Genomic DNA, 19445 nt, shown 5'->3' with positions numbered 1-19445 from the left:
GGCCGTCCACACGGACAGTTTTGAAAATTGTCTCGCCCTGTTTAGGCATATCCAATGACGCTGGTGCCGCGCTTCAGATGACGACCTGACGCGACAGCGGTGGTCGGTTTGCCATCTTTGGCAACGGTCTGACCACGCAGGATCGTGCGCACGGGCCAACCCGTAATCTGCATTCCTTCGTAGGGGGTGTAGTCTGAACCATGGTTTAAACTATCCTGACGAATTGTGGCCTGTAGTTCTGGATCCCATAGGGTGATGTCAGCATCCGCCCCCACCGATAACGTACCCTTTTGCGGATGCAGACCATAAAGCCGTGCCGGGTTTGTTGAGGTCAGCGCGACAAAACGTTCGATGCTGATCCGGCCTTTACTGACCCCTTCAGAAAAAAGGATTGGCAGGCGCGTTTCGACACCGGGTATTCCGTTAGGCACCCATTTGAACGATGTCCGGGCGCGATCGTTGTTCTTGCCGGTATTGTCTGGGGCTTCGAAATGGAACGGGCAGTGGTCCGACGAAAACAGATCGAATGTACCGTCGCGCAACCCGTCCCAAATGGCGGCCTGACTGTCGTGGTCACGAGGTGGGGGTGAACAGACATACTTAGCCCCCTCGAAATCCATGTTCAGTCCCTTGAGGTCATCGCGGGTCAGGGCGATGTATTGCGGGCAGGTTTCGGCAAAAACTTTCATGCCGCGTTTTCGGGCCCACTGAATTTGCTCCATCGGGTCGCGGCCAGAGACATGCACGATGACGACGGGCACATCCGTGAGCTGGGCATGGCTGATTGCGCGGTGCGTGGCTTCGCGTTCGGCGATTTGGGCATGCGCCTCTGCGTGATAATAGGGCGCGGTCTTTCCTTCGGTCTCCAGCTTATGCGTCATGTACCGGATCGCGTCGTGGCCTTCTGCATGTACCATCACCAGCGCTTGTTCACGTCGGGCCACATCGAATACCTCAAGCAGTTCGGCATCATTCAGCACCAGATCGTCGTACGTCATGAAGACCTTGAACGAGGTGTAGCCATCACGCACAAGTGCCGGCAATTCCTGGCCCAGGACCTGTGGTGTCGGGTCCGAAATCACCAGATGGAACGATACATCTGTGAAGCAATTTCCTTCGGCTTTGCGATGGTAATCCTCGACGCACTGGCGCAGCGAACTGCCCTTTACCTGCATCGCAAAAGGCAGGACCGTGGTATTCCCCCCAGCCGCAGCAGAGTGGGTACCACTAGCGAAATCATCTGCCATCACGGTGCCGTCCGATGTCGGCTGATCCAGATGCACATGGGCGTCGATGCCGCCCGGCAGTACGAGAAGCCCGCTTGCATCGATTTCCTCCGATGCGGAGACACTCTCGGCAATCTGTACGATACGGCCATCGCGGATGCCAATGTCTGCGGAAAACTGGTCTGTGGCCGTCACCAGGGTACCGCCGCGAATGGCAAGGTCACATGTCTCCATGACGGTTATGCCGCTGCACTGTTGCCGGTGATCGCGGTCATCGCCGCGCAAAACCGGTCAACCTGTTCCAGCGTGTTGTAATGTACCATCGACACCCGGATCACGCCGCCATCCTCGTCTTCGCCCAGCGCTTCGACCAGACGTCGGGTGTGAAAGTCGCCAAAGCGGATAGCGATGCCATATTCATCCATCGCGTTGGTGAATTCGCCTGAATGATGCCCGTCGATCCTAAATGCGATCGTGGGCACACGGTTCGATCCGATGTTGCGAGTGGCGCCAATCACCCGAACGTCGTTGCGCCCGCGCAGATTGGCCAGCAATCTGTTGGTCAGGGCATCCTCTTGTTTTGCAATCGCAACAAATGCGGCCTCCAGTTTGTTGCGCTGAGTTCCAGTACCTCCCTCATGTTCGCCAAGGGCTGCCAGATACTCAACGATACCCACGGCGCTGAAAGCCAGTTCATAGTTAGGATTTCCTGGTTCCAGCTTGCCGGGAACTTTGTCTTTCCCATAGAAATAGTGATACTGCCCGTCCAGTTCCGTCAGCAGATCGTACTTGCCATACATCACCGCCACATGCGGCCCATAACACTTGTAAAGGCTGAACACATAGTAGTCGACATCCCAGGCCTGCACATCAATGGCACGGTGAGGGGCATAGGCCACGGCATCAACACAGATTTTCGCGCCGCGGTCATGCACGAACTTTGCATAGTCGGCAATTGGGTTCACCTGCCCAAGGATGTTTGAGACATGATGCACGCAGACAAGTTTGGTGCGCTCGGTCATCAGAGCATCCAGATCATCCAGTTGCAGCGCATAGGTTTCTTTGTCGACCGGCCAGAATTTCACGACAATGCCAAACTCGCGTAGCCTGTCCCATGGGCCGATGTTGGATTCATGGTCCGCGATAGAAATGATGATTTCGTCTCCCGGAACGAACTGGCTGCGCATCGCATTGGCGAGGATCTGCATAAGCGCGGTCGTAGAGTGACCAAATACGATTTCCTCAGGACGCGCGGCATTTGTCATGGTCTGCATCGCCCTGCGTCCGTCCATCAATGCAGCGGCGGCGGCAAGTGACACGTCGTAGCTGCCACCAATCTGCACATCTCGGTGGGTCAGGAATTCAGTGACCTTTTCGATCGCACCCAGTACGGTCTGCGACCCTCCGGCGTTGTCGAAAAACGCCCAGTCACTTTTCAAGCCGGGAAAATGCGACTGCACAAATGTCTGATCGATCTGATCTTTGGTTTCGGTCATTTTCGCCTCTTTCATGGATCAGTGGTTCAGAACCGCACTCAGGAAATTCTGCGTGCGGGGTTCTTGTGGATTGGAAAAGATTTCATCGGGTTTGCCGGTCTCTATCACCTCGCCGCCATCCATAAATATAACCCGGTCCGCGACTTGCCGCGCAAAGCCCATTTCATGAGTTACGACGATCATTGTGACGCCGGTACCAGCCAGATCCTTCATAACATCCAGCACCTCGCCAACCATCTCGGGGTCCAGCGCACTGGTAGGTTCGTCGAACAACATGACGCGCGGTTCCATCGCCAAGGCACGGGCAATGGCCACTCGTTGCTGCTGACCACCTGACAGATGCTCGGGGTATTTGTCAGCCTGCTCTGATATGCCGACGCGCTCCAGCAGGAAGTTGGCCCGGTCAGTTGCCTCTGTTGTACTGAGCCCGCGCACGCGCGATGGGGCCAGCATTACGTTGCGGCGGACTGTCAAATGCGGAAACAGGTTGAAGGACTGGAACACCATGCCCACCTCGGCGCGCACCTTAGCCAGCGATTTGCCCGGCATAACTGGTATGCCGTCAACAACGATTTCGCTGGTGTCTTCAAAACCCTCCAATCGGTTGATGCACCGGATCAGTGTCGACTTCCCGGAACCAGACGGACCGACGATGCAGATGACCTCTCCCTCGGCGATGTCCAAATTTATACCTTTCAACGCACAAAATTCGCCATAGAATTTCTTTAGGTTGCGGATACTGACAAAACCGTCCATCAGCGTTCTCCCGCGCCGAGCCGGCGCTCCATTCGTGAAACTGCGGCAACCAGTGGCCACAAGATCGCCACGTAGATAGCTGCGGCCAAAATTAAAGGGCTGGGATTGGCCGCCAAAGCCTGTGCCTGAGTGGCCTGTTTCAACAGGTCCGGCATGGCCACGACCGATGCCAAGGCCGTATCCTTGACCACATTTATGGAGTTATTGGTAAGCGGCGGAATTACGATTTTGACCGCCTGTGGCAGGATGACGTCTACCATCATATGTCGATACCCGAGGCCTAGTGCCTGCGAGGCCTCAAACTGACCCTTGGGGATTGCCTGTATTCCGGCTCTAAAAATCTCGGCCATGTAGGCGCCAGACACCAGCGTTAAGGCCAACATCGCAGACCAGAACGACGACATGCTGATACCCACAAAGGGCAGCGCATAATAGACGATGATCAACAGTACGAGTAAGGGCAACGAACGGAAGACATCGATATAGATACGGGCCAGAAGTTGGACAGGTGGTGCGGCGTAAAGACGGATCAAGGCAAGGACCAATCCCAGTGCCAGACCCGCGATGATGCTGACCACACCCAGCTTTATAGTGATCCAAAGACCCTTGAGCATAAGAGGATAGGTTCGAAGCAACACTTCGACGTTGAAGAAGGTGTCAATAATTTCCATGCAAGTCCTGCCGGTGTAAGAGCCATGCCCGAAATTGCTACGGGCATGGCAAGGATCTGTGTTACGGCATGTCCATGACAGCGACGGTCGAGGTGGTATCCTCGGGGGTAGCCCCAAACCATTTCTCGTGCAGGCCGGCGATGACGCCTTCGTTCTTAAGCGCCGTCAGCACTTCGTTGACCTGCCCAGCCAGTTCAGCGTTTTTGTCAAACATCATCGAATAGCGTTCTCCGGTCTCGATCCGGGCAACTACTTTCAAATTGGGTTTGTCTTTGACGTAATACAGCAATGCTGGAATGTCGGAGATATAGCCCTGAATACGGCCAGCGCCGAGGTCTAGCATCGCAGGAGCCAGGCCTTCGTAACGTCGGATTTCAGTAAAGCCTGCTGTGTCACTCTGTTCAGTTGCCCACATGTCACCAGTTGATCCGGTATCGACGCCAACCACTTTTCCTTTCAAATCAGCCACCGATGCCGGGCCGCCTTCGACCACAGTCAGCGACTGATCGCTATCGTAATAGGGCTGGGCAAAACTCACGGATTCAAGGCGTTTCTCGGTGATGGTGATCGACGAGATAGCAAGGTCTGCCCTGCCTGATTGAACCGCAGAAAATAGGCCGTTGAAGGGGATATTGACGATTTCAACGTCATTACCCAAGCGACTGGCGACTTCGTTCACCAAATCAATCTCAAATCCAACAAACGCACCAGTTTCGTCCTGAAACTCCCACGGAACATTCCCAATGTTCGCTCCGACTTGCCATGTGTCGGCCTGTGCCGCGGTGGTCAGTGCGCCCGTAGTCGCGAGTGCCGCAATGAGTATTTTGACTTTATCAACAAGCATCTTGAGTCCTCCCAGAATTTCTTCTTGCAACGTATCCGGCAAAGTGGTCTTACCGGTCAGACCAGTAAGAAACACAGAGCTAGGATCGTTTCAAGCAAAAACACTTGCCTCTGGCCAATTCGGCTGTCGCGTGTAGATTGCGAATTGTCTGAAAACCCGAAAAGCTATGACCAACGCATGATCGAACGCACCCCAGTTTCCCAAGCAATTGCCCGGCAATTGCAAGAGATGATCCAATCCGGAAAACTGAGCAGTGCGGAACGACTGCCGTCTCAGCGCGTGTTATCTGAACAATTGGGCGTCTCGCGCCCATCGCTGCGTGAAGCTCTGATGACGCTTGAAACGCTGGGGCTGATCCGCACCTATCCCGGTCGTGGGACCTTTGTCACTGACCCACAGGACATGCCGGCCGCAAACAGTACCCAGTGGCGGTATACCGACGACTATGGAATGGCCGACGTCTTCGAAGTGCGCCTGCTGTTAGAAGGTCAGTTGGCCCGGCATGCCGCCGAAACCTCAACCCTTGACGACATTTCGCTGCTCACCGCGGCAACGGACAAGATGGAAGCCGCATGGGCGCAAGGGGACCTGATCGCCAATGTCGATGAAGATCTGGAGTTTCACCAGCTTATCGCCGGCAAAAGTCGCAATTCCCTATTGCTGCAGACCTACACCTCTCTAAGTGCCATGGTAATGGAGACCCAACGTCAGCCAATCCCCTTTACCGCGTTGGACCGGATGGCCAGTTCGATTGCCGAACACAGGGCTATCATCGCAGCCCTGAATGCCCGGGATGCAGATGCGGCCCAAACGGCCATGGTCGAACATATTCGGAACACGGCCGCCTGCGCGGGCATATCGATCTGAAGAACATTTTCGGATTCTGACGGACTGGAAAATGGTAGCCAGCCGTCCGCTGACCCGTAAAGGTCAGCCTAGGCTCCGTCACGCACCAGGGTGCATCGAGACGGCTGGCAAATTGATACCATTGCACCCCGACAGTTTTTTCGGGCTTCCATGGCTCAATACCGATCTCGCGACCACCAGCCTCACCAAAAGATGGCAATGGCTAGACCGGGGAGCCCGCGTTTGACACTGACAACCTAAGTCCTGGTCGGTCTCGACGCCTTATCCAAAGTCAAGCAACCGTAGAAAATTCGCAAATCGTATCGACTTATTCTGCCAGCCTTCAACGCGTACTGACCGAATGGGCAACCTTATCACGAATTCGAGAGTGCAATTAACGAAAGTCAAGGATCGCACAGGGGAATCCGACCCATATTCACCCCGCCTCACCAGCAAACGGAGAGTGATCATGTCGCTTGGAATCACCTATACTAAAGCTCGTAGGACACTTGGAGTTGGCTTTGCATTGCTGCTCGGCTCCACTGCCGCGCCCGCACTCGCAGAAGGCCCCACTTTGAGTGAGGAAGCCTTTGACGCATCGAAACAGCTGTATTTTGAACAATGTGCTGGCTGTCACGGTGTTCTGCGCAAAGGCGCCACTGGTAAAAATCTTGAACCGGTTGTGAAGACAACCAAAGCCGACGGCACCGTTGTCGAAGGCGGCACGCTGAAGCTGGGTCAGGAACGACTCGAAAAAATTATCGCCTGGGGAACCGAAGGCGGGATGAACAACTTTTCGGACATCATGACCGAAGACCAGATCCGGGATATGGCAACCTATATCCAAATGGATCCGCCGAAACCGCCGGAAATGTCGCTGACGCAGATGCAGGCCACACGTAAGGTCTATGTGGAAGAAGCTGACTACCCAACTGAGCCGCTGCACGGCCGCAACTGGGAAAACTTCTTTGTGGTTATTGAACGTGACGCTGGTAAAGTGGCTGTCATCGATGGCGACACCAAAGAGGTTCTGGTTCACATCCCGACCGGTTATGCGGTTCACGTGATCAAAGCGTCTGAGCACCACTCAATTTCAGAGCCTGAGAACCCCGGCCGCTTCTGGTACACTATGGGCCGTGACGGCAAGATGACCAAGATCGACCTCTGGCAGACACCAGACAAGATGTTGGTTTCCGAAGTCAAAGTTGCCTATGACGCACGTGACGTAGCCGTATCCGGCGACGGCAAGTACATCATTGGTGGGGCATACTGGCCTCCGCACTTCGTGATCTCGGACGCTGTCACTATGGAACCGCTGAAAGTTGTTTCGACACGCGGTGTGAACACCGAAGGTGACTATGTAGAAGAAGCCCGTGTGGCCGCGATCTACACCACTCCGCACGAGCCAACTTGGTTGGTTGCCGTTAAAGAGCTGGGCCAGATGTGGCAGGTCGACTATTCTGACATCGACAACCTGCGGATCGACAAGATCGACACTTCTCGTTTCTTGCACGATGGGTTCTTTGATCCAACTGGTCGTTATTTCCAGATCGCCGCAAACGCGTCGAACCAGATGGTTGTTGTAGATTCCAAGGAGCGTAAGCTCGAGGCAATCATTGACACCGCCGCGTTGCCGCACCCTGGTCCTGGTGCCAACTGGGTCGACCCGAACTGTGGTCCTGTAGCCGGTACTACCCACTTGGGTGAAGGCACTGTGACGGTTTGGGGAAATGACCCAGAAGGTCATCCAGATCAAGCTTGGAAAACCTGTTACGAAGTCGAAACAGACGGTGCTGGCCTGTTCATCCGGACTCACCCAAATTCTGACTACTACTGGGCTGACCAAACTAAGCACCCAGAGCCCGAAGTTCAGCAGTCGGTACAGGTTATCTCGAAAGAGACTGGTGAGATTGTGAAAACAATCCAGGTCACTGACACTCCGGGTACAGCAGCTGTGCACTTTGAGTTCAACGCAGATGGCACCGAAGTTTGGGTTTCCAAATGGAACATGTCTGACTCGCTTGAGCCAAATGGTGAGATTGTAATCTACGACGCCAAAACTCTTGAGGAGATTGGCCGCGTCAAAGGTCTCTACGCACCAACCGGCAAGTTCAACGTCTACAACCGTTCGAACCACGTCACATAATGTGACTCAAAACCCAACAGGAAGGGCGGGCCAGGCGCCTGCCCTTTCTTTTTGTCAGCGGCGTCGGGGCTGGGACGGGTCAGGAATCCAAAACCCAACCACCAATACCGAGCTTTTTACCCGCTACCAATACCATCACTGATTGGCAGCCCTTCGCATTGGGCCAGCCCAAACCAAAGCCAAGACGGAGCCTGGACATGACCCAGACCAGCGAAGCTGAACCGAAAAAGCCCATCTGGCGGCGCTACTTCCTTTGGGGAATGCCGTTAGCAGGGATCACGGCGGCCTTCATAGCCGGCATTGTGTTCTGGGGCGGTTTCAATACCGCTATGGAAGCGACCAACACGATGCCATTCTGCATCTCCTGCCACGAAATGAAAGATAACGTATACGCCGAATATCAGGGCACTATCCACGACGTGAACCGCTCTGGTGTGGGCGCAGTTTGTTCTGACTGCCACGTGCCCAAGGACTGGACCCACAAGATGATCCGCAAGATCAAAGCGTCCAAAGAGCTGTGGGGCAAGCTGACTGGCAGTATCAGTACGCCGGAAAAATTCGAAACCCATCGGCTGTCGCTTGCAATGAACGAATGGGAGCGGATGAAAGCGACGGATTCGATTGAATGCCGCAACTGTCACGATTTTGAATCGATGATGCCTGAATTCCAGAAGCCACGCGCCCGTCAGCAACACCTGAACGCGATGGAAGTTGGCCAGACATGCATCGATTGCCACAAGGGCATCGCCCACAAGAATGTGCGCGACCGTGCGACCGATGAATACCTCGAGGCTTTGGAGGCACCCAATCCGGCGTTTATCCGCGAAGTTCCGCAAATCTACCTGGATAGCTTGGCCTATATCGAAGCTGTAGAAGCTGAAGAAGCCGCCGCAGCACGGGCCGCCGAAACTGCCAATCGCGAAGCCGTGCAAGCTCAGATTGCCTCGGCTGTTGATGCTGCCATCGCAGAAGAGCGGGCTGCCGCTGCTGGCGAAGTCACTGAAGCCGCTGCCGGGGATACCGTTGGTGCCGATGTCGACTGGACCACAGTGGCGAATACCGATCTGACCATGTTCTACCCCGGTCAAGCCTCGTTTGAGTGGGTTCAGAACGGCAAGCAGCATGGTGGTGCACGTCCGCTGACCAAAGGTGGCGATCAATGCACAACCTGCCACGCAGCCGAGCTGGAAGCCATTGGCAGCAAAATCGTTACAGGCAGTGGTGGCAAGAACGATGAGCTGGAGCCAACGCCAATCCCGGGTAAGCGCAGCATCATCAACGCCACAGTTCAGGCCGCGCATGATGCCGACAATCTCTATGTTCGTATGCAATGGCCGGACGCACCTCACGCCCCTGCCCCCTTTGTTGAAGGTGGCAAGATGGATCCTGAAAACCAGATCAAAGTGGCCATGATGATTTCTGGCACGGGTATCGAAATGGGTGACCAGGTGGGGTGCTGGGCCAGTTGTCATGCTGACAACGCCTATATGCCATTTGCCCCAGATGCTGATGGGATTGCCGCCAGCGGGGAGGTGGCTTCGCGTCTGGAAGCGACTGGCATGATCACCAAGTACCTGACCGAAAGCCGCACAAAAGTTGAGGTCAAGGGACGTCGTGGCAAACCTCAAGGCGGCTGGGATCAGCTGAAGTCTGCGGAAGAGATCGAACAGTATCTTGCTGATGGCACCTTCCTTGATCTGATGCGCGTCTATGCGGATGGTAGCGGCTCCAACGGCTATCTACTGGACCGCCGCGTTGAAAATGGCGGTGAGTTTGCCTCGCAGGCGACCCTCTCGGCCGGCATGTGGACCGTAGTGTTCTCGCGGCCGCTGAACTCGGACACACCGGGGGATGTACCGCTTGAACCCGGCAAGTCCTATACCGTCGGCTTTGCGATCCACGATGACTATGCTGATGCGCGGTTCCACCACGTGACGCTGGATACCAGCCTGGCGCTGGATGATCCCGACGCGATGGTCAACGTGGTTGGTCAGTAAAACCTAAAACGGCGGCCGGGTGTTCCGGCCGCCGTTCCTTTTTTATCGGGGTTTTGATATGCGCACACCTTACATTTTGTCACTTACCCTGCTGTCGCTTGCGGCGGCATCTTCGGTTCACGCCGCAGGGAAAGACCCGGCTGTTGTTTGTGCCGAGGCCGAGGAACGTTATGTCTCGCTCACCGGCCGGCCCTCATCCGAAGCCGACGGTGTGGTTGTGGTGACGATGTACAAATACAATTTCTGCCCCGCCCGGATTACCGTTCCGGTGGGGACCACGGTACGCTGGGTCAATGTCGACAAACGCACCAGTCACAGCGTCCTGTCGCCCGGCGCTGGCATGCCCGAATCTGATCGCGCCTTTCCAGACGAAAGCGTCGAGTTCACCTTCCTGACACCGGGCGACCAAGACTATCTATGTGGTCCACATTGGGAAACCCGCGACATGATTGGCATGGTTACAGTCACAGAATAGCCCCGCCCAGGACCCGTTATTTCGCAAAACAAATATGCCTTAGCATAAGTCAAGGAAAGCTGGGCAGCACGGCGGCATTCTGCCCTCATGATACGCCAGGATCTCCAGCATTGCTTTCACCATCAGGTGCTGCCCAGCACTGACCACGCGATTGCACCGTGCGTTTGGGGTTCTGCCAAGACAACCACTGGAGCATGCGAGAACCACCATGAACGGTAGAGTATCCCTGATAGGCGCCGGACCCGGCGATCCCGACCTGCTGACCCTGCGCGCGCTGAAAATGATCCAGTCCGCAGATGTCGTTGTCTACGACCGGCTGGTCTCGGACGACATCATGGCGCTTTGTCCAGAAGGGGTCGAACTGATCCCGGTCGGCAAATGCCCCCGCAACCACCCCGTGCCGCAAGATCGCATCAATGAGATCCTGTTTGAGCAGGCCCAGATGGGTCGCACAGTTGCGCGGCTCAAGGGCGGCGATCCGATGATTTTTGGTCGCGGATCCGAAGAGGCGCTGTACCTGCAAAACCGAGGGATCGAGGTCGTCTACGCCCCCGGCATCACAGCCGCGCAAGGCGCATCCTGTTCCACCGGCGTGCCCCTGACCCATCGCGGCATTGCGACCAGCGTACAATATGTGACTGGCCACCGTCAGGCTGACAAGGTGCTGGACCTCGACTGGAAGAGCCTCGCCGACCCCGAGACAACACTTGTGGTCTACATGGGTGTCGCCAACATCGGCCAAATCGCCGTCGGGCTGATGACCGAAGGCCTGCCCGCCAGCACCCCCGTCATGGCAATTTCCAAAGCCACCTCGGCCGACGAAGAGCGCATGACCTCAACGCTTGGACTAATCGCGCAGGATGCCCGCGAAGCAGAGCTGAAGCCACCGACATTATTCATCATCGGTCAGGTGGTTTCGCTTTATACGGAACGTCACGATGAGAATATCGTCGAACAGGCAAAGGCCCATGGCTAGCCTCATTCCCAATGTCACAGCAAAACTAAGGCTGGATCGAGGCTTCGTCCGGGTGCTGGGAGTCGCACTGGTGGTGTTGTCCCCAACCCTCGCCTCTGCCGACCCGGTTGACCCAGCTACCCTACAACGGTTCGTCCATCAGGACTGCGGCTCATGCCATGGCTTGACACTTATGGGAGGCCTCGGCCCCGAAATCACGCCAGAGGCGATGCAGTTCTATGACCGTGACGTTCTGACCACGGTGATCCTTGACGGGATCCCGGACACTCCCATGCCCCCCTGGCGCCCACTACTGAGCCTACAAGAGGCCGAGTGGATTGCTGATTACCTCCTGTCAGGAGAGATGAAATGAAAAGACTCCTCGCCGCTGCCCTTCTGTTCGCCTCGACCGCAAGCGCCGAAACTGTTGCCACCGGTGACATGGGTGTTGTTATTGAACGGGCTACCGGATCGGTTCTGCTGGTAGATCAATCGGACCGCGCCGCATTGGCAAGGATCGAAGGTTTTGGCGACCTGAGCCATGCCAGCCTCGTCTATTCTCCAGACGAACGCTTTGCCTATGTCTTTGGCCGCGATGGCGGATTGACCAAGTTGGACATCACCACTCGCCAGATCGTGAACCGCGTGATGCAGTCCGGTAATGCCATCGGCGGTGCGATCTCGGACGACGGCAAACTGGTTGCAGTGTCGAACTACGAACCCGGCGGCGTGCGTGTCTTTGACGCCGACACGCTAGAGATGGTTCTGGACATCCCTACCGGCGGCAAAACCATTGGTTTGGTCGATGCGCCGGGTCGGCGGTTTGTGTTCACTGTCTGGGATACAGGCGAAACATGGATTGCCGACCTCACGGATGCTGAACCCCAGATCACCCGCATCCCCGATATGGGCGACCGCCCCTATGATGCGCTGATCACAGCCAATGGACGCACCTATATCACTGGGCTTTTTGGCGAGGACGGCATGACCGCGCTGGATCTGTGGGACGAAAACCCTGAACCCATCCGCGTGTTGCCAAACTATGGTCGCGGGCAAGAGGAAATGCCGGTCTACAAGATGCCTCACCTCGAAGGCTGGGCGCTGACCGGCAGCGAATTTGTCCTCCCCGCTGTGGGCCACCACGAGGTCCTATGGGTTGATGCCGACACGCTGGAGGAAACTGCACGCACCAAAACCCACGGTCAGCCGGTATTTGCCATGGCGCGCCCCGATGGGCGGCAGGTCTGGGTCAACTTTGCCCATCCGCTGAACGACACCATCCAGGTGATCGACAGCGTTTCCAAGGAAATTATCCATCAGTTCCAACCCGGCCCTGCCGTGCTGCACATGGAGTTCACCGCGCGCGGGCACGAGGTCTGGCTGAGCGTTCGGGATGCTGGAAAAATTATGGTCTACGACACCCGCACCTTTGAAAAGCTACGCGAGATTGATGCCGAGAGTCCCTCGGGGATCTTTTTCACCGCGCGCGCCCACCGGACAGGGTTGTAAGCCATGCAAGGTATTGCCTGCCCCATTGACCGCCGCCTGCTGGATGACTGGCAACGTGATTTTCCGATCATTCCGCGCCCGTTTGAACCTCTGGCAGCCGAACTTGGAATATCTGTTGATGACGTCCTCGCACGCTTGAACGCCATGCAGGATGCCGGCCGCGTAAGCCGCCTGGGCGCCACCATTGCGCCCAACGCCATCTCAGCCAGCACTTTAGCCGCGGTAGCTGCGCCGCCGGAACGGTTGGAAGAAGTGGCCGCCATCATCGGGGCGCAAGCCGGGGTGAACCACAACTACCAACGCGAAGATGACTGGAATCTGTGGTTCGTGGCCACGGGTCCAGATCGTGCAGATGTGGATGCCTCGCTGAAACAAATTCAGGACGTCACCGGGCTGCGGGTTTTAGACCTGCGCCTGATGCGTCCGTTTAATGTCGATCTGGGGTTCCGCATGAACGGCCCGCGCCAGTTGGTGCCACCACGTCCGGTTGACCTTAGTGTATTGGTAGACGGAGACAGAGAACTGTTGCAGGTCCTGTCCCGTGGGATGCCAATCACCGCGCGTTCCTATTGGGATCTTGCGACCAATCTTGGCCGATCTGAGTCCGAGGTGTTGGATCGCATCGAAACGCTGCACGACGCAGGCATCATCTCACGCCTTGGTGTGATTGTACGCCACCGGGCGTTAGGATGGTCCGCCAATGCGATGGTTGTTTGGGATTTGCCAGAAACGCAAGTGGAAGCCGCTGGCCAAGCACTTGCCGCCCTGAATGGTGTGACGCTTGCCTATGAACGCCGCCCCGTGCCGGATGTCTGGCCCTATCGACTGTATAACATGGTGCACGCCCGCACCCGGTCGGCAGCGCGAGAGGTCATTGATGCGGCGACAGCCCTGCCCGAACTGGCAGATGCCAAACACAAGGTGCTGTTTTCTACTCGTTGTTTCAAACAGACCGGCGCGTTGATTTCCCGCACCAAAGGAAAGGCCGCGTGATGCTGGACGATACCGACCGACTGCTGATCAACCGGCTGCAAGACGACCTGCCGCTGTCCTCTCACCCCTTTGCCGAGGTTGGCAAGGAACTAGGTCTGTCCGAGGCCGATGTCATCTCTCGTATCGAGGCGATGAAAGACTCTGGCGCGATCACCCGCTTTGGGCCGTTTTTCGATGTCGCAGCCATGGGTGGAGCGTTCTGTCTGTGCGCAATTGCGGTTCCTGCCGGTCAATTCGAGCACGTCATGACCGAAGTCAATGAATTCCCCGAAGTGGCGCATAATTATGAACGCGATCACACACTGAACATGTGGTTCGTGCTGGCCACCGAAACGCCCGAGGGCATCGCGGAAACAGCCGAGCGGATCGAGGAGAAGACAGGGCTGCAAGTGCTGTGTTTTCCAAAACTGCAGGAATTTTTTATCGGCTTCCGGGTGAAGGCATGAGCGTCGAAACAAAGATATCAGATCGCGAGATCATCGCCGCACTGCAAGGCGGGTTGCCAATCGTAGCGGCCCCCTATGCCGAGGTTGCCGTCAAACTTGGTATGTCCGAAGCGGATCTGATGGCGCGCATTGCAGCCATGAAAGACAGCGGTGCAATCCGCCGTATCGCGGCTGCACCTAACCACTACAAGCTGGGAATGGTCGCCAATGGCATGACCGTTTGGGACGTGGAGGACACTCAGGTGGCCGAACTTGGCGCAAAGATCGGTGCCTTGCCCTTTGTCACCCATTGTTACGAACGGCCCCGCGCCCGAGACCAAGGCTGGCCCTATAACCTTTTTGCTATGGTCCATGGGGACACACCTGACGAGGTCGAAGCCAAGCGCGCTGAAATTGCCGCTATACTTGGCGACGCCTGTCACGGTCACGACATCCTCTATTCCAAGCGTATTCTGAAAAAAACGGGGCTGCGGCTCCGCAAACGGGGGTAATCCCATGTTTCGCATGTCCGAGTACATGACCCAGCTGATCAACCCGACACCCGTGCGCAAGCGACGTGGTGAGGGAATGGTCAAACCGGTGGTGATCTGGAACCTGACCCGTCGCTGCAATCTCAAATGCCGCCACTGCTATACCGTGTCCGCCGATGTGGATTTTCCAGGTGAGCTAAACCAGGAACAGGCGATGGAAACGCTGGAGGATCTGGGTCGTTTCAAAGTGCCCGCGCTGATCTTGTCGGGGGGCGAACCGCTGGACTGCAAATACCTGACCCCGCTGGCCAAACGCGCCCGCGAGCTGGTTCGGGTTCTGGCGCTATCAACCAATGGCACCAAGATCCACGGCGATACCGCAGACCAGATTGCTGATATCGGCTATAACTACGTCGGTATCTCGATCGACGGTATCGGTAAAACCAATGACTGGTTCCGCGGTGTCGATGGTGCCTTTGACCAAGCCGTGCGCGGTGTGCGTGCGCTGAAAAAGCGTGGAGTCAAGGTTGGCTTGCGGTTCTGTCTGACCGAAGGCACCCAGCACAACCTGCCCGATCTGCTGCAGCTCTGCGACGACGAAGGCGTGGACAAGTTTTATCTGTCGCACCTTGTCTATGCAGGACGGGGCGACAAGAACCGGGGCGAAGACGCCCATCACCAACGCACCCGTGCAGGCATGGATATGCTAATCGAACGCGCCTGGGACGGGTTGAACGGCAAACGCACGCCGCTGGATGTTGTGACTGGCAATAACGATGCTGATGCCGGCTATTTCCTTGATTGGGTCGGCCGCAATTTCAGCGCAGAACAAACCGCCCATGTCCGTGACCATCTGGTGGCTTGGGGGGGAAACTCGTCGGGCCTTGGCGTCGCCAACATCGACTTCCTAGGCAAAGTTCACCCCGACACCTATTGGTCAGACTACACCGTCGGCAACGTCAAACAGACCCCGTTCACCGAGTTGTGGACTGGAGAAGACGAGATGCTGAAAACTCTGCGCACCCGCCCCCGCCCACTAGAGGGACGCTGTGGAGCCTGCAAGATCAAGGATGTCTGTGGCGGCAACACCCGCATCCGCGCCCTGCAACTGACGGGCAACCCCTGGGCCGAGGATCCGGCCTGCTATCTGAGCAACAACGAAATCGGCGTCGACACCTCCGATACTCGGCTGGAAGTCACTCCGTTCAAAGGAAAAAGCCATGACCCTGCACATCGGTTTTTTGGATAAGACTGCTATGAATTCCCTGACAAAGACAACAACATGGGGCGCTGCCCTCTCCGCGCTGATGCTGATTGGCAGCCCAGTTCTTGCCGATCCTGAGGCGTTGTACCAAGAGAACTGTGCCAGCTGTCACGGTGAAAACCGTCTTGGCGGCACCGGCCCAGCGCTGATCCCTGAAACGCTCAAACGTATGCGTGGGCCTAAGGTGGCCAATGTTATTACAGAAGGTCGCACAGCAACCCAAATGCCGGCATTTGCCGAAGACATAACTGCCGACCAAATCACGGAACTGGCCGCTTGGCTGAAAACTCCGTTGGACGAGCTCCCGGCCTGGGGTGAGGAGCAGATCAACGCCAGCCGCGAAATGAACCCGGATTATGTGCAAGTTGACGCGCCGGTCTGGGCGTCTGACCCGATGAATATCACGCTGGTGGTAGAAACCGGCGATCACCATGTCAGCGTGTTGGATGGCGATACATTTGACGTGCTCAACCGCTTTCCAACCCCGTTCGCCGTGCATGGCGGGCCCAAATTCGACCCCAAAGGCCGCTTTGTTTTTATCATGTCGCGCGATGGCTGGGTTCAGAAATATGACATTTATGCGCTGAAAGAGGTGGGCCGGGTGCGTGCCGGGCTCAACAGCCGCAACATCGCCATGAGCTCAGATGGCAAATGGCTTGCCGTAGCCAACTATCTGCCCAACACCCTAACTATTCTGTCCACCGAAGACCTGACCGTTGCCACCGTGCGCGAGGTCAAAGGAAAGGATGGCACCCCAAGCCGGGTGTCCGCCGTGTATCAGGCGCCGCCACGCGAAAGCTTTGTTCTGGCGCTGAAAGACGTGCCGGAGATCTGGGAAATTTTCTATGGCAATAACCCGCCCCAGTTTGGCTTTGCTCATGACTGGCGCACCGAGGGGCTGGCCCATACCGACATCCCATTCCCGCTGCGCAAGATCACCACGCCGGACTATCTGGACGACTTCTTCTTTGACCAGACCTATGAATACGTCATGGGGGCCTCGCGCAGTGGCGAAGGTGGTCAGGTGATTGATCTGGTGATCGGCCAGAAAGTTGCCGATCTGGACCTGCCCGGCATGCCGCACCTTGGCTCTGGCATCACCTGGAAATACGGCGACACCACCGTCATGGCGACGCCACACCTGAAAGACGGCACCATTTCGGTGATCGACATGAAGACCTGGGAAACCGTGAAACGGATCGAGACCATGGGCCCCGGTTTCTTCATGCGCAGCCACGAAAACTCACGCTATGTCTGGGCCGATGTGTTCTTTGGCCCGAACCGCGACAAGATGCATGTGATCGACAAGGAAACCCTTGAGATCGTCAAAACTCTGGCTCCTGTACCCGGTGCGACCGTCGCCCATGTCGAATTCACCAAGGACGGTAAATACGCGCTGGTTTCGGTCTGGGAAGATGACGGCGAGGTACTGGTTTACGACGCCGAGACACTGGAGATCGTAAAACGTCTGCCCATGCGGAAACCCTCGGGGAAATACAATGTCTGGAATAAAATCACCTTTTCAGAAGGCACCAGTCACTAAAAGTAGTGTCAGCCTCGCCCCCCGTGAGGCGCTGATCGTGGCCCATGGCCAGCCGGGTGATTCAAACCCGCCTGAGTTGGCTATGGCACGGCTGGCGGTGCGGGTTCAGGAACGCATGAGTGGCTGGCGAATTCAGTCTGCCACGATGGCCTGCCCCGGCGCGCTGGAGACTGCGGTCAAGGGAATCCCCCAGCAAGCGTTGGTCTATCCTTTCTTTATGACAGAAGGGTGGTTTGTCCGTGAGGCACTGCCAAGACGGCTTGCGCCTTTCCACCTCCAATACCTACAGCCTTTCGGGACTGACCCCGAACTACCAACTCTGGCCGCTCTGACGATCCTGCGCGAAATTACTTGGCGATTCTGGACACCGGAACTCACACATATCGTTGTGGCAGCACACGGATCGAAACGCAGTGCAAATGCCGCTCTCGCAGCACAGAATTTGGCCGAGGAACTCTCGGAACGTCTGCCATGTGCCAGCGTTCAAGTCGGTTTTTTGGATCAAGCACCGCATATTTCGCAAGTCGCCGCCGATCTGAGCCAGCAAGCACTTTGCCTGCCTTTCTTTGCCCGTGATGGTGGCCACATCACCAAGGACATCACCACCGCACTGGAGGATGCACAGTTTCAGGGGGCGATATTGCCGGTTCTGGGACAACAACCTTTGGTTCCGGACCTGATCGCTCGTGCCCTGGAAGCCGCCCATACTTCAGGGACTTCCGCATGAGTCACACAGCGGGCAAAGGACCCGTTTTCCAATTGCTTCAGCCCAAATTCTGGCCCGATTTCTGGAAAACCCCACACCGGCCATTGATGCTCTGTTCTGTATTGGCAGCCCTGGTCGGACCACTGCTGGCCGGAACTGATCCCCAACTGCACGCCCGTTTGTTAATCTTTGGTTTTGCTGGGGCAGCCATCGGGGCTTATTTGCTCACTGTGTTGCCCGGCTGGACCAAGACGCGCGCCACGCCTGCCCGCATTGGCCTTCTCACATCTCTTTGGCTCCTTGGGCGCGTCATGCCGGGGCCTGTTGAAGCGCTCTATTTTCTTGGCCTGTCCGCCACGCTCGCCCCAGCAATATTGCGTGCTGGCGTCTATAGCCGCCTCTGGGCTCCTTTGGCCCCTGCACTGCTTGCACTTGCGACATTACTGCCCGACCTTCCGACAGAGAGCATCCCGCTTATGCTTGCGGCGCTGATTGCAACAGTTGGCGCGCGCGCGTTACCTGCCTTTTTAGCTAGCGCTACGGGCCGCCCCCAACCGACAAATAATTTGGCCCTCTACCTTGCTGCACCGCTTCTTATCCTTGGCACCGCAGTTCTGCCGCATCCTGGTTGGCTCTTGCTGGCGGGCCTTGTCTTACTTTGCCAAATGCTCCGCTGGCCGCTCCTTGCGCCTCCTTTGGATGCGATGTTGCTGCCGCCCTGGCTTTGGCTCATCACGTCACTTTTGATGATGTCAACGTCTGCTGTGTCGCCGTCTTTTGCGCTTCATATGCTGACCATCGGGGCAATCAGCGGGATGATCCATGCCTTTTTATCCCGTATTTTTGCCCTACGCACGGCGTCTACGCTGATCGCCCAGCCCGCCAGCCTCATCACAGCCGCCGCGCTCCATGCCGCGACATTTGCACGTCTGATGGATTCACTCCCGTTGGCACTTGTGCTCTGGACTATCTGTTGGGGTATCACCCTCATCCAGCTCATCAACCATTGCCGTCGACCGCCACAGATCCCTGTTTTTGTAGGTTCGCGCAAGAATAGACCCTCACAAACAAAATCGACGCGCCCCTAACGCAGGACGCGTCG

Annotated in this window: 19 protein-coding genes; 14 read left to right on the top strand and 5 right to left on the bottom strand. The window is 56.6% G+C overall.

Features of this window, described 5'->3' with window-relative positions; translation table 11 throughout:
• Positions 1-41: 41 nt before the first annotated feature.
• The 5 genes from hydA to FEE96_RS21915 form a co-directional block, all read right to left on the bottom strand.
• Positions 42-1460, bottom strand: a complete 1419-nt coding sequence (hydA, locus tag FEE96_RS21935; protein WP_138165272.1) for a dihydropyrimidinase — start codon at positions 1458-1460, stop codon at positions 42-44.
• Between the two features lie 5 nt (positions 1461-1465).
• Positions 1466-2722 carry an aminotransferase class V-fold PLP-dependent enzyme gene (locus FEE96_RS21930; protein ID WP_138165271.1) on the bottom strand — a complete coding sequence of 419 codons (1257 nt, stop codon included), beginning with the start codon at positions 2720-2722 and terminating at the stop codon, positions 1466-1468.
• Positions 2723-2740: 18 nt separating this feature from the next.
• Positions 2741-3478, bottom strand: a complete 738-nt coding sequence (locus FEE96_RS21925; protein ID WP_138165270.1) for an amino acid ABC transporter ATP-binding protein — start codon at positions 3476-3478, stop codon at positions 2741-2743.
• Positions 3478-4149 carry an amino acid ABC transporter permease gene (locus FEE96_RS21920; RefSeq protein WP_138165269.1) on the bottom strand — a complete coding sequence of 224 codons (672 nt, stop codon included), beginning with the start codon at positions 4147-4149 and terminating at the stop codon, positions 3478-3480. Before FEE96_RS21920 ends, FEE96_RS21925 begins: the two co-directional genes overlap by 1 nt.
• A 61-nt stretch (positions 4150-4210) precedes the next feature.
• Positions 4211-4993 carry a transporter substrate-binding domain-containing protein gene (locus FEE96_RS21915; protein ID WP_138165268.1) on the bottom strand — a complete coding sequence of 261 codons (783 nt, stop codon included), beginning with the start codon at positions 4991-4993 and terminating at the stop codon, positions 4211-4213.
• Between the two features lie 177 nt (positions 4994-5170).
• Between FEE96_RS21915 and FEE96_RS21910 the strand changes: the two genes are divergently transcribed.
• The 14 genes from FEE96_RS21910 (at position 5171) to FEE96_RS21845 (ending at position 19431) form a co-directional block, all read left to right on the top strand.
• Positions 5171-5860: a FadR/GntR family transcriptional regulator gene (locus FEE96_RS21910; protein ID WP_138165267.1), complete on the top strand. Its 690-nt coding sequence runs from the start codon at positions 5171-5173 to the stop codon at positions 5858-5860.
• A 448-nt stretch (positions 5861-6308) separates the two neighbouring features.
• Positions 6309-7985, top strand: coding sequence for a cytochrome D1 domain-containing protein (locus FEE96_RS21905; protein ID WP_138165266.1), 1677 nt, complete (start codon positions 6309-6311; stop codon positions 7983-7985).
• Positions 7986-8182: 197 nt separating this feature from the next.
• Complete coding sequence (locus tag FEE96_RS21900) at positions 8183-9982, top strand: NapC/NirT family cytochrome c (RefSeq protein WP_138165265.1); 1800 nt, start codon at positions 8183-8185, stop codon at positions 9980-9982.
• Between the two features lie 58 nt (positions 9983-10040).
• Positions 10041-10457: a cupredoxin domain-containing protein gene (locus FEE96_RS21895; RefSeq protein WP_138165264.1), complete on the top strand. Its 417-nt coding sequence runs from the start codon at positions 10041-10043 to the stop codon at positions 10455-10457.
• Positions 10458-10665: 208 nt separating this feature from the next.
• Complete coding sequence (gene cobA / locus FEE96_RS21890) at positions 10666-11433, top strand: uroporphyrinogen-III C-methyltransferase (protein WP_138165263.1); 768 nt, start codon at positions 10666-10668, stop codon at positions 11431-11433.
• Positions 11426-11785: a c-type cytochrome gene (locus tag FEE96_RS21885; protein WP_138165262.1), complete on the top strand. Its 360-nt coding sequence runs from the start codon at positions 11426-11428 to the stop codon at positions 11783-11785. The genes cobA and FEE96_RS21885 overlap by 8 nt, the downstream gene beginning before the upstream one ends.
• A complete protein-coding gene (locus FEE96_RS21880) occupies positions 11782-12921 on the top strand; it encodes a cytochrome D1 domain-containing protein (RefSeq protein WP_138165261.1) in 1140 nt (379 codons plus the stop codon). The genes FEE96_RS21885 and FEE96_RS21880 overlap by 4 nt, the downstream gene beginning before the upstream one ends.
• A 3-nt stretch (positions 12922-12924) precedes the next feature.
• A complete protein-coding gene (ahbB, locus tag FEE96_RS21875; RefSeq protein WP_138165260.1) occupies positions 12925-13914 on the top strand; it encodes a siroheme decarboxylase subunit beta in 990 nt (329 codons plus the stop codon).
• Positions 13911-14360: an Lrp/AsnC family transcriptional regulator gene (locus tag FEE96_RS21870; RefSeq protein ID WP_138165259.1), complete on the top strand. Its 450-nt coding sequence runs from the start codon at positions 13911-13913 to the stop codon at positions 14358-14360. The genes ahbB (FEE96_RS21875) and FEE96_RS21870 overlap by 4 nt, the downstream gene beginning before the upstream one ends.
• On the top strand, positions 14357-14851 hold the full coding sequence (gene ahbB / locus FEE96_RS21865; protein WP_138165258.1) for a siroheme decarboxylase subunit beta: 495 nt from the start codon (positions 14357-14359) through the stop codon (positions 14849-14851). The genes FEE96_RS21870 and ahbB (FEE96_RS21865) overlap by 4 nt, the downstream gene beginning before the upstream one ends.
• A 4-nt stretch (positions 14852-14855) precedes the next feature.
• Positions 14856-16079, top strand: coding sequence for a heme d1 biosynthesis radical SAM protein NirJ (nirJ, locus tag FEE96_RS21860; RefSeq protein WP_138165257.1), 1224 nt, complete (start codon positions 14856-14858; stop codon positions 16077-16079).
• A 58-nt stretch (positions 16080-16137) separates the two neighbouring features.
• Positions 16138-17637, top strand: a complete 1500-nt coding sequence (locus FEE96_RS21855) for a nitrite reductase (RefSeq protein ID WP_138165339.1) — start codon at positions 16138-16140, stop codon at positions 17635-17637.
• Complete coding sequence (locus tag FEE96_RS21850) at positions 17594-18364, top strand: CbiX/SirB N-terminal domain-containing protein (RefSeq protein ID WP_138165256.1); 771 nt, start codon at positions 17594-17596, stop codon at positions 18362-18364. The genes FEE96_RS21855 and FEE96_RS21850 overlap by 44 nt, the downstream gene beginning before the upstream one ends.
• Positions 18361-19431, top strand: a complete 1071-nt coding sequence (locus tag FEE96_RS21845) for an NnrS family protein (protein ID WP_138165255.1) — start codon at positions 18361-18363, stop codon at positions 19429-19431. The genes FEE96_RS21850 and FEE96_RS21845 overlap by 4 nt, the downstream gene beginning before the upstream one ends.
• Positions 19432-19445 lie beyond the last annotated feature (14 nt).

The organism is Parasedimentitalea maritima, assembly GCF_005771405.1.
In the GTDB taxonomy this organism is placed as follows: Bacteria; Pseudomonadota; Alphaproteobacteria; order Rhodobacterales; family Rhodobacteraceae; genus Parasedimentitalea; species Parasedimentitalea maritima.
The sequence above is the reverse complement of the archived record's forward strand: the minus strand, read 5'-3'. Positions and strand labels throughout refer to the sequence as shown.

What these genes read in the sequence shown, in the direction of transcription:
- hydA (WP_138165272.1), bottom strand. Translation starts at nt 1,460, where the DNA reads ATGGAGACATGTGACCTTGCCATTCGCGGCGGTACCCTGGTGACGGCC.
- FEE96_RS21930 (WP_138165271.1), bottom strand. Translation starts at nt 2,722, where the DNA reads ATGACCGAAACCAAAGATCAGATCGATCAGACATTTGTGCAGTCGCAT.
- FEE96_RS21925 (WP_138165270.1), bottom strand. Translation starts at nt 3,478, where the DNA reads ATGGACGGTTTTGTCAGTATCCGCAACCTAAAGAAATTCTATGGCGAA.
- FEE96_RS21920 (WP_138165269.1), bottom strand. Translation starts at nt 4,149, where the DNA reads ATGGAAATTATTGACACCTTCTTCAACGTCGAAGTGTTGCTTCGAACC.
- FEE96_RS21915 (WP_138165268.1), bottom strand. Translation starts at nt 4,993, where the DNA reads ATGCTTGTTGATAAAGTCAAAATACTCATTGCGGCACTCGCGACTACG.
- FEE96_RS21910 (WP_138165267.1), top strand. Translation starts at nt 5,171, where the DNA reads ATGATCGAACGCACCCCAGTTTCCCAAGCAATTGCCCGGCAATTGCAA.
- FEE96_RS21905 (WP_138165266.1), top strand. Translation starts at nt 6,309, where the DNA reads ATGTCGCTTGGAATCACCTATACTAAAGCTCGTAGGACACTTGGAGTT.
- FEE96_RS21900 (WP_138165265.1), top strand. Translation starts at nt 8,183, where the DNA reads ATGACCCAGACCAGCGAAGCTGAACCGAAAAAGCCCATCTGGCGGCGC.
- FEE96_RS21895 (WP_138165264.1), top strand. Translation starts at nt 10,041, where the DNA reads ATGCGCACACCTTACATTTTGTCACTTACCCTGCTGTCGCTTGCGGCG.
- cobA (WP_138165263.1), top strand. Translation starts at nt 10,666, where the DNA reads ATGAACGGTAGAGTATCCCTGATAGGCGCCGGACCCGGCGATCCCGAC.
- FEE96_RS21885 (WP_138165262.1), top strand. Translation starts at nt 11,426, where the DNA reads ATGGCTAGCCTCATTCCCAATGTCACAGCAAAACTAAGGCTGGATCGA.
- FEE96_RS21880 (WP_138165261.1), top strand. Translation starts at nt 11,782, where the DNA reads ATGAAAAGACTCCTCGCCGCTGCCCTTCTGTTCGCCTCGACCGCAAGC.
- ahbB (WP_138165260.1), top strand. Translation starts at nt 12,925, where the DNA reads ATGCAAGGTATTGCCTGCCCCATTGACCGCCGCCTGCTGGATGACTGG.
- ahbB (WP_138165258.1), top strand. Translation starts at nt 14,357, where the DNA reads ATGAGCGTCGAAACAAAGATATCAGATCGCGAGATCATCGCCGCACTG.
- nirJ (WP_138165257.1), top strand. Translation starts at nt 14,856, where the DNA reads ATGTTTCGCATGTCCGAGTACATGACCCAGCTGATCAACCCGACACCC.
- FEE96_RS21855 (WP_138165339.1), top strand. Translation starts at nt 16,138, where the DNA reads ATGCTGATTGGCAGCCCAGTTCTTGCCGATCCTGAGGCGTTGTACCAA.
- FEE96_RS21850 (WP_138165256.1), top strand. Translation starts at nt 17,594, where the DNA reads ATGTCTGGAATAAAATCACCTTTTCAGAAGGCACCAGTCACTAAAAGT.
- FEE96_RS21845 (WP_138165255.1), top strand. Translation starts at nt 18,361, where the DNA reads ATGAGTCACACAGCGGGCAAAGGACCCGTTTTCCAATTGCTTCAGCCC.